The 13217-nt window shown below is 38.1% G+C and carries 9 protein-coding genes; 4 read left to right on the top strand and 5 right to left on the bottom strand.

Translation table 11 applies throughout. From position 1 onward, the window contains the following. Positions 1–58 precede the first annotated feature (58 nt). The 3 genes from JCM14932_RS00355 to JCM14932_RS00370 all read left to right on the top strand — a co-directional run bounded on the left by JCM14932_RS00355 (position 59) and on the right by JCM14932_RS00370 (position 3369). Complete coding sequence (locus JCM14932_RS00355) at positions 59–616, top strand: hypothetical protein (protein WP_025023102.1); 558 nt, start codon at positions 59–61, stop codon at positions 614–616. 359 nt (positions 617–975) lie between these two features. Continuing rightward, on the top strand, positions 976–2436 hold the full coding sequence (locus JCM14932_RS13985; protein ID WP_034542269.1) for a multicopper oxidase family protein: 1461 nt from the start codon (positions 976–978) through the stop codon (positions 2434–2436). 306 nt (positions 2437–2742) lie between these two features. Then, positions 2743–3369 (top strand): DUF6198 family protein, encoded by a 627-nt coding sequence (locus JCM14932_RS00370; RefSeq protein ID WP_034542327.1) that lies wholly within the window; start codon positions 2743–2745, stop codon positions 3367–3369. 250 nt (positions 3370–3619) lie between these two features. On the opposite strand, the gene JCM14932_RS00375 is transcribed toward JCM14932_RS00370, so the two are convergent. The 5 genes from JCM14932_RS00375 to JCM14932_RS00395 all read right to left on the bottom strand — a co-directional run bounded on the left by JCM14932_RS00375 (position 3620) and on the right by JCM14932_RS00395 (position 11488). Further along, positions 3620–4819, bottom strand: a complete 1200-nt coding sequence (locus JCM14932_RS00375) for a GGDEF domain-containing protein (protein ID WP_025023104.1) — start codon at positions 4817–4819, stop codon at positions 3620–3622. 123 nt (positions 4820–4942) lie between these two features. Further along, positions 4943–6148, bottom strand: a complete 1206-nt coding sequence (locus tag JCM14932_RS00380; protein WP_025023105.1) for a GGDEF domain-containing protein — start codon at positions 6146–6148, stop codon at positions 4943–4945. A gap of 191 nt (positions 6149–6339) precedes the next feature. Next, complete coding sequence (locus JCM14932_RS00385; RefSeq protein ID WP_155832046.1) at positions 6340–8202, bottom strand: hypothetical protein; 1863 nt, start codon at positions 8200–8202, stop codon at positions 6340–6342. Then, positions 8199–10418, bottom strand: a complete 2220-nt coding sequence (locus JCM14932_RS00390) for a glycosyltransferase family 2 protein (RefSeq protein WP_025023107.1) — start codon at positions 10416–10418, stop codon at positions 8199–8201. Before JCM14932_RS00390 ends, JCM14932_RS00385 begins: the two co-directional genes overlap by 4 nt. After that, on the bottom strand, positions 10415–11488 hold the full coding sequence (locus tag JCM14932_RS00395) for a bifunctional glycosyltransferase family 2/GtrA family protein (protein ID WP_025023108.1): 1074 nt from the start codon (positions 11486–11488) through the stop codon (positions 10415–10417). Before JCM14932_RS00395 ends, JCM14932_RS00390 begins: the two co-directional genes overlap by 4 nt. A 202-nt stretch (positions 11489–11690) precedes the next feature. Here JCM14932_RS00395 and JCM14932_RS00400 point away from each other — a divergent pair, with 202 nt between their 5' ends. Further along, positions 11691–13037 (top strand): FAD-dependent oxidoreductase, encoded by a 1347-nt coding sequence (locus JCM14932_RS00400; RefSeq protein WP_025023109.1) that lies wholly within the window; start codon positions 11691–11693, stop codon positions 13035–13037. Positions 13038–13217 lie beyond the last annotated feature (180 nt).

Below are 13217 nucleotides of genomic sequence, written 5' to 3' on the forward strand. Positions count from 1 at the left end.
TTATGTTCAGTATACAATTACTCTTGTAATCAAAGAAATAATAACTGGAGGAGTCGCCATGACTGAAAAATATATTGCTAAAATAGTTCCATTAAATGAAGATAAGATTGGTTCAGCAGCACACGGAACTGCCACGTTTGAAATTGAAAATGATATTATGAAGATTCATATTTCAATGAAAGATACTCCAAAGAATACACAACACTGGGAACACTTCCACGGTTTCCCAGATGGTAAGGAAGCACAAATTGCTACCAAGGCTCAAGATGTCAATGGGGACGGCTTCGTTGACCTCCCTGAAACAGAACCAGTTTCCGGAACGACAATGGTTCCTTTTGATGCTGCACCGCATGATATGAATGTTCCTAATGATACATATCCAGTATCAGATGCTAATGGAAGTTTTGAATACGAGAAGGAAGTTCCACTAGACAAATTACAAGCTAAGTTCAAAGAAGTGTTTGGAACAGATGAATTGGAATTAGATAAACGTGTCATCTACGTTCATGGTGTTCCTGACGAGTTAGAATTACCCGATACAATCGCTGGTGCTGTGGGTCATTACGATCAGCATGTCACATTGCCAATTGCTGTAGGAAAGATCGAAAAAGCATAGTTGAAGAAGATATTTCGTTAGTGATAATGAAGATATAAGTCAAGGGAGCGTACGAAAAATGTGCGCTTCCTTTTTAGTTTGTATATGCTTTCATGAATATTTAGATATCTATTATTATACTTATCAAAAGTGTATTAAAATATAAATGTAAAAGTTTGGTGGTGATATTTTGATGGGTGAATCGAAACTGTTTTCGGTGTTCATGGTTATCTTTTATGCCATATTGCTTTTTCTCGTGATTGTGAATAAGAACATGCTTGCTATGTATATGATGGCGATCGGAATGTTATTAGAAGCAATCGTGAATGCTTTTGGGGTTTTCAAAAAGTAGGATAAAATTTGAATAGAAGGCGAAAACATTGGGAAAAACAAAAGTTTACAATGATTATTTTTTTGATGAGCCGATATTTGACTTACACGATGGCGGCTACAAGCCATTAGAGGTTGCTGATGTACCAGAGAAACCTTTGAATGTTCCAGAATTATTAAAACCTGATAAGGTTGAGGGCAACGATGTTTATTACACATTGACTGCTCAAGAGGGTGAGACACAGATTCTACCTGGTAAAAAGACTAAAACTTGGGGTTATAGTGCAAGTATTCTAGGTAAGACCATTGTCTACAAGAAGGGCGTTCATTATCACGTTCATTTGGTTAATAAATTGCCAGAAGTAACAACTTTTCACTGGCATGGATTGAATGTTACTGGACCGATCGTTGATGGTGGTCCACATGCACCAGTTTATCCTGGTGGCAGTCGTGACATTGACTTCACTCTTGATCAACAAGCTCAGACTGATTGGCTCCATGCTCACCCATGTCCAAACACTGCTCGTCAAGTTTGGAATGGATTAGCCGCAGCTGTCGTCGTTACAGATGATGAGGAAGCTAAATTACCATTCCCAAGAAATTATGGTGTCGATGATATCCCAGTTATTTTGCAAGACAGAAGTTATCACGACAATCAGTTAGATTACAAAGCTGATTATGATATGGACGGTACTCTGGGCAAGTATGCCTTGGTCAATGGTACTATCAACGGAGTATTCGATGTAACAACACAACGTGTTCGTCTTCGTATCTTGAATGGATCGAATCGTCGTGAATGGCGTCTACACTTTGACGATAATCATGAATTCACACAAATTGCTTCTGATGGCGGAACATTGCCAGAACCAGTTCACTTCACGAAGTTAATGTTGACATGTGCAGAGCGTGCTGAGGTTATCGTTGACTTTGGTGATAAAAAGCCTGGTGATGTTGTCACATTAATGACAGATAATATTCCAGTTATGAAGTTCAAGATTGGTGAATACAAACGTGAAGATGTTGAATTGCCAGAACACATGGCAACTATCCCAACACCAAAACCAACACCAGGAACACAAATCGTTCACACAGTTATGTCTGGTATGGATGATCAAGTCAGACTTGATGGTAAATTATTCGACATGCAACGAATCGATAAGAAACAAAAGATCGGTGATACGGTTATTTGGGATGTTACGAATACAAATGATATGGACAAAGGAATGATCCACCCATTCCACATGCATGGTAATCAATTCTTAGTTCTAAGCAGAAATGGTAAAGATGTTTATCCAAATGAACACGGATGGAAAGACGTCGTTGGTGTAAATGCCGGTGAAACAGTCAGATTAGCCGTTAGATTCACTAAGTTTGGAATCTACATGTATCACTGCCACATCTTGGAACACGAAGATACCGGAATGATGGCACAAATCGAAGCCTATGATCCAAATAAGAAACATGAATTCCATTTGATCTCTATGGATGAGATGATGCATCCCTCAAAATAGAGAGTGGAGGAAGGGCGGTCAGACCTTGAGCATTACCTAGGTTAACGAAGGTGCCAACACAGTTGGTGCATTTGTTAAGCGTAGTAAGCGCAGAGGTTTGCCCTTCCGGAACTCGTTTCAGAAAACCAAACCAGCAAAGAAGCGCAGTAATCTGCCCTTCCAAAACTAGTTTTAAAGAACCAAATAAAACCAAAAGTCAACCGAGAAAATAATCTCAGCTGGCTTTTTTCTATCCCCAAAAAGTAATAACATAAACATATCAAAAAAGAGGGTGGATTCGTGGAAGATAACAGCTTCAAAAAGAGAATGGGATTTTTAATATTTGCGATAATCCTCGATGCAGCAGCCAATGCGCTAATGATCGACAGTAACGTCGGTAGCGCTGTTTGGATGGCTTCAGGTGTCAATATATCTCATCTGATAAATGTTCCATACGGAACGACTTTATTCGTTTATGCGGTATTGGTAACTGTCGCCAATCAGATATTGATAGGTAATTTTGATGGACATATTTTTATTTCAAATTTGTTGTTCTCATTACCGTTCAGTTATTTAGTAGGATTCTTTTCTAATCTATACTTGCCATTGCATTTTGATCAACTAAATATTGTATTAAGAGTTACGATCGATATTATCGGACTAATAGGCGTGTCAGTTGGAACGTCAATTTATCAGCGCTGTAACTTGATCCAGCATCCGAATGACGAATTGGCATATTTATTAAGATTCAAATATTTACATGGATCAGCGGGATGGGGACAATTAATAAGTTATACTCCGCCAGTTACGATCATGCTGATATGCTACCTCAGTACAGGTAAATTATTGTCAGTTGGTATAGGGACTTTGCTCGCTGTGTTTATTCAGGGAATAATAATTGGTATATCGGACAAAATAGTCGTGCCTTCATTAAAACATCATTACGTTCTTTAAGTTCATATTAAAATAATGTTAAAAGAATATAAAATTGCAACTATAAATTTCAAAAAGAGTTAAAATAATTTGATTGAATACTATTGCGCCCGAGGGTCAGATGTTGTACTATGACTTTTAGGGACTACCAGATTCAAAACAACTGATTCCTTCCCGAAGGTGAAGCCATATGGTTTCATCTTTTTTTGTTGGACGAAACACTAAAAAAGCTCCTAGTAACTTAAAAACTAAGTTGCTAGGAGCTTTTGCTTTATCCGAATGTAAAGGTCTCATCTTCAACTGTAATTCGGTCTCTGCCTGATTCCTTTGACTCATACAAGTAATGATCAACACGTTTGAAGAGATCATCGATATTCCTGTCAGATGGTTGTAATTGAGATACACCGAATGAAATTCGAATACTCAACTCATTACCGTTGTATTCAAGTGGCTGACTGATGAATTCTGTCTGAATCTCTTTGATGATCCCGACAGCATCTTGATCAGTTAATCCACGGAAGATAATAACAAATTCTTCGCCACCATAACGGAACAATTGACCACGAGTAGTTTTTTTGAACAATTGTCGTTCGAAGTCGCTTGCCACATGATGGAGAACTTTATCTCCAGCCATGTGTCCGTAATTATCGTTGAATTGCTTGAAATGGTCGATGTCGAACATTGCCATTGTCAATGGGACATCTTTGTCACGGCTGTAGACTTTGTAGACTTCAGCTGAAACATCGTCGAAGTTAGCACGATTCCTAACTCCAGTTAATTCATCGTAATTGACCTTTTCAGACATGTCATTGTAATTATTGAAGGAATCCCTGACCCATCTAGCAACATAGCGGATCAATGCCATGTAGATCACGAATCCAATCAAGATGTAAACTGCTTCGAGCAGTGTAAAACGGTAGAGTGGCCAGATGATCAGCCACCAGATTCCACCATAAATAATTTGTAGTGCCATATATTTCCATTCATCGTTTAATAGATTGTTCTTGTTATGTGCGATGTATGAAACAGTGATCGCCATGGCAATCAAAGCTAGGACGAAAATAATGTTAAAACTGAGATTTCCCTCAAATAAGTGATGTCCGAAGATATATAGTGGGGCAATAATATTAACAAATTCAATAACAGCATTCTTCATCGTGTACAAGGAGTACAGGAGAAGTGTCATTTGAGTCGTTGCATAGAACCAATTAGCGGAGCTTCCAGCGTTCAGTGATTTGAAGATATGCTGAACCAGAATCATACTGATAACAACCACGGCACCCTCAGTCAAACCTAATACTATGTCGTACGAGCGTTTTTTCTTGCGTCTGGAAATGTCTTCAAAACTGTACGACATAACCGTAAGAATTGTTACCAAACCAATTGTGATCAATCCAATAATAATTGCGTTGATATTAGTGTCCACACTTAAAAGCTTCGGAAAAACACTAGCCTCTAATTTTGTTGACATTCCACACCTCTTAATTAAATTTGAAAAACGGCCGCGTTTACTAAACGACCACCTTAAGTATACTACACGATATTAAAAAAATTATATTCGAGAAATCAAAAAAGAAGTTGAAGAATATGATCTTCAGCTTCTCTCAAAACTAATCGTTTTATTTTCAACTGTTATCCTATTTCTTCCTGAATCCTTTGATTCATATAGGTATCTATCTACTCGTTTGAATAGGTCTCTGAAAGAAACATCGGAGTCTTTAAGTTCAGTGACACCGAAGGAGACATTGATGTTCAACTCCTGACCATTGTAGTCAAGTGGATCTTGGATCAATTCTTGACGAATCTCACTAATTACAGTGGAACTTTCATCTGCTCTTAGTCCTCGGAAGATGATGATGAATTCTTCACCACCATATCTGAATAACTGACCACGAGTGGTCTTGTGGAACAATTGATGCTCGAAGTGAGTCGCCACGTGACGTAATACTTTGTCACCAGCCATATGTCCGTACGTATCATTGAACTTCTTAAAGTGATCGATATCAAACATTGCGATAGTCAGAGGTACATCGGGTTCATTTTTGTAAACCTTGAATACTTCTTTCGATACTTGATCAAAGCTGGCACGATTTCTAATGCCAGTTAATTCGTCATAATTAACCTTCTCAGACAAATTGTTGTAGTTCTTGAATGAATCACGAATCCATTTGGCTAAGTAACGAATCATATACATATAAGCCACGAATCCGACCACCATATTGATCGTATAGTAAGGTGTAAATTTGTGGAATGGCCAAATGATTGCCCACCACAAAGCACCATACATTATTTGGAGAATAATAAATCTCCATTGTGAAGATAGAATCAAATCTGTGTGTCTGTAAATATAGATGACGGTTAAAGCAAGCATAACTATTGATGCTGTAAATAGTAGTAGATAGCTGTTATATCCAGTCACTACACGGTAACCGAAGATATAAACCGGCGCAATAATATTCATTACTTCAATGATACGATTTTGCATCGTATACAAACTATATAACAAGATGGTCAGCTGGGTCGTAGCGTAGAACCAGCTACTCATATCACCCGAATTCAGCGCCTTGAAGATGTGCTGGACCAAAACCATACTGATAGCAAGAACGACTCCTTCGATTATTTCGAAGATCAGTCGTTTGACTGTGCTATTGTTGCCACGCAATATGTTTTCAAATGAATATGCCATTATAGTTATGATCGTTATGAGACCGACCGTTATTAAACCAATAATAATCGCATTGATATTGCCGTCGACACTTAAAAGTGATTGGAAGCTATCAAAGTTGGAGTTAATTGACATCCTTCACCTCTAAATATTAAATTAATGTGCTATAACATGGTAAATTCATAACCTAGTATGAATATCACAGCAACTAATATAGATAGTACCATGAAGTAGAATATATTGTTAGGTTATAAAACAAAAATTATTTTAGTTATATTTGAAGCAAATAACTGTGAAAACGCATTATATAAAAAAATTATCACTTATTAGTTGTTTGTATCCTTAACAAATGTTTTCTGATCAAGAATCTGCTTAGTTGAGTAAATTCCGGGACCATATTTTTTATGATAAATTTTTTGAGTCATAGCGTTAAAAGTAAAGTGCCGCTTTAAGATAACTACTTTGTCGTAACCCTTCAAGAGTGCGACAAATTGGTCATCGTCCATAACGAAGAATTCCTTAGCGTCGACGTTGGGACTGAATAAGTAATATTTTCCAACGTAAGCTGTCATATAACTATTCACATCAGCGGCATCTGTGGAGACGATCAGATAACGAGTCCGGTTTAGTTTCATACGATTACCAGTCATGTTTTCCACCCGATAGGGTTCAGTCTTATTATAAAGTTTTTCATTATAGCGGATACCATTGTTCTCGGACAAGGCCATCAAAGTGGCAACGAAGATCAATCCCATTGAAGTATATTGATAAGTTTTCTTAGTAGTAATGGTTTTGTAACTGCGATAATTTCTCAACATGATGTTCTGTTCATACAATGATGCATCGAATTCTCTGGCTAGTACCATTGCGGTTACTCCCAGAGCCAGGATAACAATACTGGAAGCGTAACGCTCGAATCCCGCTAATTGTAGGGCTTCAGCAGTTGGCATTGAAACTAAGAACATCAACAAAATACCAACATAATAAAGGATGATGGTGATATCAATTGCTATGAGGGCCTTTAAGGCGCTAGTCTTGTGTTTGATTCGATATCTGATAATAAAGAATGTTATCAACAAAATCAGATTGACCAAGATTATTCCTCTTGTGGATAAACTTGAAAAACTAAAAATGCTCGTTAAGTAATGGTGGATAATGCTGTGGATCGTGTGTGCAGATTTGTCGCCAAAAATCGTTTCATACGATTTAACACTAACTTCGTGTTTGGAAGCCTTGAATGTTGACTTAACGTGATAATTCCAAATCATAATCGGGATGAGTGTTTCAGCTATCATTACGATCAAACTTATAATACTTTTGATGATTGCCTTGGCAGTTTTGGAATTATAAAAGATTTCATAGGCGTAATAGCCGATCACGATAACGCTGAAGATAATACCGTTATTCTTGACCATACCAATCACAGCACCAAGCATGGCGGCATGCAGGGTCATCAGTCCAATCTGGTGGCGATAACGATAAATACCGCTGATAGCCGCAATCGTGAGCATTGGTATCAAGAAGTCGACCAATAGATTATTCATACGAATAGCGATATTGAAGTAGTTAAAGATGGTGATCATTGTGCACATCATCATCGTAATAAGGGCGCGACTCTCGTCACGGATCACGGCAAACATTGATACCATGCAGCTGAACAACAAGATGAATTGTGCGAATAACATAATTCCTGCTTGGAATCCGACGATGTGAGTTACGTAATAAATAAATAGTGAACTGCCCATTGGATAGGAAGTGAAACTAATGATCGTGTCAGAAGCTCCGGGAAGTCGTCCTTGAGTGTATAAGAACTTTACGATCACCGCCCAGTGGGAAAAATTATCATAGTGTTCCAGATGCGAACTTAACAAAGTTGTTCCTAACATGATTCCGTAGAAAGCTAGCCAGAGATAATGCAATTGGATAGGAATCCGTCCATGCGGATATTTGAAGTACAAGAATAGCTCAACTAAAAATAAAAGCAATCCGATTCCAAACATCACATTAGCTGCTAGATTCAAGAGCTTGAAGTAAGCTGCAAAATATAAGACTAGAATATTCCCAGCAAAAACCATTATCCAAATCAACTTAGAATCTACCTTGGTGTATCGTTTGGCAGTTGACACGTAGCCAAGCGTCGATAAGAAGAAGGCCGCAAACTTAAGTGTGACCAATAAAGTTTGCATCATTGTTTACCACCCCAATCGTCAAGAATTTTAACGAATGACTTATTTTGTAATAGCTCTTCCAGATTATCGACTTTGTATTGGCGTTGATTAGAAGTGGTTTCTTGATTTGCCGTTAATTTTAAAGTAATGCCTTTAGCTAAAAATAAACTTAAATTATCAGGTAGTTTTTCAAAACTTGTTCCCGCTAATGTTAGAGTTTCAAAGTTGAAAGTAGTGAGAGTGAACTCTTGGTCTTTGGAATTAACACGTTGATTGACCTGAACCATGGGGAATTCGTTAGTGAAGCTCTGTCGAACTTCCTTCTTATTGAAACGTTGATCGAAGTTATCCATTAATTCATCAAGTGCAGTATCCCAAGGATCACGTTTTTGAGGTAGATAACGATTGAAGCCATCGTGAATTATTTGGAGATATTCATTGTCATTCTTGAAGTCAGGTTTCTTCAACGTTATACCGTACATCCAGCCATTTCTAGTTTCGAAGGCACGAACAACTTTGCCTTGTAGATGTGCCTCGTAATGTTTGCTCTTCAGTGTGAAGTTCAAGGTTGAATTACCTGGGAAGTAGAGCGGAACTTTGGAAATAAACGAGAGTCCCTCTTCAGATGTATTAGTGGTTTTGAGATCATAGCTGTTATTGCCCTGACTGACTTTGATATCGATACTTGTGGAGAACCGCTCGGACCGGCGATAGATGGGTCTGCCGAGGCAGAGTAGAACGGCAAATGATAAGTTGATCAATGCCATTAAGAGCCAGAAGGTAATGACACTTCCGTACATGATCTCGGAACCAAACTTACCGTAATTAAATTTGATAATACTTACTAATACGATGAGCCACATAATCAGATATGGCAGAACATAGATAATATCTTTTTTGGAAGTCTTAGCCTCTTTATTAGTAACCTTGAAGGTCTTAGCTTTGATACCAAAGCTCTCAAGTATAACGGGAAAGAATAAGTAAGGAGCAAAGACAGTTTCTTGAATTTCCCCCCAACGTTGAGTCCGAATATTACCAGTGATATTTCTTAGAACCAATTGGACCAAAAAATAACTTGGTGCCCAAATAGCTAGCAAGACCCAGAAGTCAGCGTCAACGACTCGAATTTTAAATAGAGCGTACAAAACTGGTGCGAAGATGTAGAGAAATCTTCGTGGAAAGGCCCACCAGTAGAAGTAACTATTCATGTAGATCAGCTTTTGAGCACCAGTTAGGTCAGGATTAAATGGTACTTTTAGATTGTAGATACTCTGAATAACTCCACGGGCCCAACGGATACGCTGTTTCATGACACTCTTGAAGTCAACTGGAGTTAGACCGCTGGCCATGGGTTCAATAGTCGAAATATTTTTAAATCCCTGTGCATTGATCCGCATACTAAGTTCGAAGTCCTCAGTAATAGTATCGGTTGGAAATCCGCCAGCAGCTTCAATCGCTGCTCGGGACAGAACGGTGTTTGATCCGGTGTAGATGGCTGCACCGTGAGCGTTGTTCAAGACATTTACTTCTCGAGAAAAATAGTCTTGCTCATTAGGGATGGAATTCTCAGAAAACAAATTGTATTGAAAAATATCGGCATTGTAGAAACTCTGAGGAGTTTGAACTAAGCCGATAGGTTGCCAATCTTTTGGAGGGTCTTCTTGTTGACCCTCTTTTTCGTTTTGAACGAAGTAAGGTACAGTCTCTAATAAGAATTCGGAGTAGGGGATCATGTCAGCATCAAAAGTAGCTATTAGTCTGGAGTGTGTACGTGCCAAGGTATAATTGTAATTTCCAGCTTTAGCATCTTTGTTGTCGGCGATTCCCATATAGTTTACGTGATATTTTTTAGCAAGTTCTTTTATTTCGGGACGGTTGGCATCGTCAGAAACATAAATATGAACTTTGTTTTTGTCAGGGTATCTCATAAAGGTACAGGCGTTGATAGTTTTCATTAATAGATCAGGTGGCTCGTTGTGTGTAGCAATAAGTACATCGATATCGGGATACTCTTCCGGTAGGATCTTGGGTTTGTCGTATTCTTTGACTTGACGCTTGTTCCAGATAAGTACAAAGGCAGAAAAGTTAGAGATTATTTCACTTAGTAAAAGTAAAATAGCAAATAAAAATACCCAAAATTTCGTGTGGAAGGGAATCGTGAAGAAGGTACGCCAAACCAAATAGATCACTGTTGAGATAACAGTGATAGCGTATAGTAATTTTTTAGTCCATTTCATACAGTTAATTCCTTAAAGATATATTTTTTCTGAACGTGATAACTGACGAAGAATAATAGACAATCGACAACAACTTTGATGTAGGTCGGATTGAAGAATGTTACCGCATGTACCATCGAGACCAAGATACTTGAAGCAAATATCTGAGCGATAGCTAGGGTAGCGTACTTGACGGCACTGTAATGTGAGTTGCCAGAGAAAACTGCATGTCGGTTGACTAAATAGTTAAAGGCTGACGACAGTACTCGTGATAGTACTGAGGCAACCGATATCGACAGAAAGTTATTACGTTGAAAAAGTGCCAATGTCAGTGAGAAGACACCGATATCGACTACGAATGATAATAATGATGAAATTGTGTAACGGAAAAATGATGGTATCGCATATTTGAAAAAAATCGAATAGATCGATACTGAATCGGAGATAACCCGGAAGTGGGAACCAGTATTGTTTTCTAAATAGACAGTCGTTATCGGCTGCTCGATTATAGAAACATTAGATTCTTTGGCTTCGAAGAGCATTTTCATCTCGAATTCAAAGCGATCACCTGATACGTGAATCAAGCGACGCATAAATAAACGTGGAATGACTCTTAACCCCGTTTGTGTGTCAGTGATATGGATACCGGTAAAGATGCCCAGTAATTTGCTAGTTAAAATGTTTCCCAAGCGACTCCGGAAAGGAATATCCTTACCGAATCGTCTAACGCCCAATATTAGATCATTGGGGTGATTTTGGAAAAGTTTCATACATTTGTATACATCCTTATACAAATGTTGGCCGTCTGAGTCCATCGTGACGATCCCGTTGATCTCTGGCATATGTTTTAAGACGTAGTTCATAGCTGTTTTTAAGGCAGCGCCTTTGCCACGGTTGATGTCATGAGATAGTACCAACGTGTTCGAATAGTCACTTTTTACATGATCAAAGATAGAATCATATTCTTCGCCACTACCATCATTTACGATGATGATAGGAACCTCAGGTGAAGTTTTTCGGATTTCAACTAACAATTGTAATAACCGCTGGCCCGGCTCCAATGAAGGAATTACAATTGCTAAATTGTTCATTTCCGTAACCTCTCGTATGTTTACTAAATTTTCACCATTAATTATAACGCTATTAAATTAATATTTGCATAGTATTAAAATAATTATTATATTTAATAAATTTGTGTGAAAAATTAGTATTTTTAATCAAAAGTTTGTACATAATCGTTATAAATCCTGTTATCATAAATATGATATTGTTTTTCAATTGGAGGAATTTTTTGTGAAAGTTATTGTAGTAGGTTGTACACATGCCGGAACTGCGGCCGTTGATCAAATTTTACAAGATCATCCGGGTACCGAAGTTACGGTTTATGAACGTGATGATAATATTTCTTTTTTATCTTGCGGTATTGCTTTGTATTTGGGACACAGGGTAAAGCGTCTAGAAGACATGTTCTATGCTGACCCTGCCGACTTGGAGAAGCTTGGTGCTAAAGTACGTATGAAGCATGATGTCCTAAAGATTGATGCTAAGAATAAGAAGTTAATGGTAGAAAATATCAAAACAGGTGATGTTTTCGAAGATACATATGACAAGTTGATCATGACTACAGGTTCATATGTTCAAGTGCCACCTATTATGGGAATCGATAATTCGAAGATCTTGATGTGTAAGAGTTATGCACAAGCACGTGAAATCTATGAAACAGCTAAGAACCACAAACATATTGCTATCGTCGGTGGTGGATATATTGGAGTTGAATTAGCTGAAAGTTATGCCAATACTGACCACGAAGTTACTTTGATTCAATCGAATGATCAAGTATTGAATCACTATGTTGATAAGTCAATGTCGACTAATATTACTGACTTGTTGGAGAAAAACGGCGTTAATATTTTCCTAAATGAACGTGTCAGTGGTTTCTCTGGTGATGATCAAGTAGTTATCGAAACAGATAAGAGCAACCACAAGGCTGATCTAGTAATTGTCTGTACCGGATTCGTCGCTAATACAGAATTGTTGCGTGGACAAGTTGAGATGGACCGTCGTGGTGCTATCGTGATCAATGAATATGTTCAAACGTCAGATCCTGATATTTATGCTGCAGGTGATGCATGTACCGTCAACTTCAACCCAACTGGTAAGTCTGCCTACATGCCTTTGGCAACTAATGCCATTCGTCAAGGTGCCTTGGCAGGGATGAATATTTTTGGCAATGTTCAAAAGTACATGGGAACACAAGCTACATCAGGTATGGAGTTATTTGGTTACACACTGGCTTCAACTGGTTTGACATTGAAGAATGCATTGGAGTGGGGCTTCAACGCTGAAGCCGTGGTCTATCATGACTACTATCGTCCTGCATATATGCCAACTACTGAGATGTTAACGATTCGCTTGGTTTATGATAAGGACAATCGTAAGATCTTGGGAGCACAATTCTTCAGTAAGCATGAAGTTGCTCAATCAGCTAATACTATTTCGGTAATGATTCAAAATAATAATACGATCGATGACTTGGCGTTTGTCGATATGTTGTTCCAACCTAATTATGATAATCCATTCAATTATTTGAACTTGGTTGGCCAAATGGCAGTTGCCAAAGAACGCGAAGCTAAAAAATAAATATGGTTGCTCTTAGATAATCAATCAGATATACTTTGGTTAAAATATAATGGTTTTTCATGAGGGAGTAACTAGCGGCGTAAGCTGTAGCAATATCACCAACCCGAAGGGATTTTTCTGGTATTGCTGTAAATAGTGAGACTTATGTGTGTTTTTAACACGCGTAGGTCTCTTTTTTGT

This window comes from Companilactobacillus nodensis DSM 19682 = JCM 14932 = NBRC 107160 (genome assembly GCF_000615905.1).
In the GTDB taxonomy this organism is placed as follows: Bacteria; Bacillota; Bacilli; order Lactobacillales; family Lactobacillaceae; genus Companilactobacillus; species Companilactobacillus nodensis.

What these genes read in the sequence shown, in the direction of transcription:
- JCM14932_RS00390 (WP_025023107.1), bottom strand. Translation starts at nt 10,418, where the DNA reads ATGAAATGGACTAAAAAATTACTATACGCTATCACTGTTATCTCAACA.
- JCM14932_RS00375 (WP_025023104.1), bottom strand. Translation starts at nt 4,819, where the DNA reads ATGTCAACAAAATTAGAGGCTAGTGTTTTTCCGAAGCTTTTAAGTGTG.
- JCM14932_RS00380 (WP_025023105.1), bottom strand. Translation starts at nt 6,148, where the DNA reads ATGTCAATTAACTCCAACTTTGATAGCTTCCAATCACTTTTAAGTGTC.
- JCM14932_RS00355 (WP_025023102.1), top strand. Translation starts at nt 59, where the DNA reads ATGACTGAAAAATATATTGCTAAAATAGTTCCATTAAATGAAGATAAG.
- JCM14932_RS00395 (WP_025023108.1), bottom strand. Translation starts at nt 11,488, where the DNA reads ATGAACAATTTAGCAATTGTAATTCCTTCATTGGAGCCGGGCCAGCGG.
- JCM14932_RS00385 (WP_155832046.1), bottom strand. Translation starts at nt 8,202, where the DNA reads ATGATGCAAACTTTATTGGTCACACTTAAGTTTGCGGCCTTCTTCTTA.
- JCM14932_RS00370 (WP_034542327.1), top strand. Translation starts at nt 2,743, where the DNA reads ATGGGATTTTTAATATTTGCGATAATCCTCGATGCAGCAGCCAATGCG.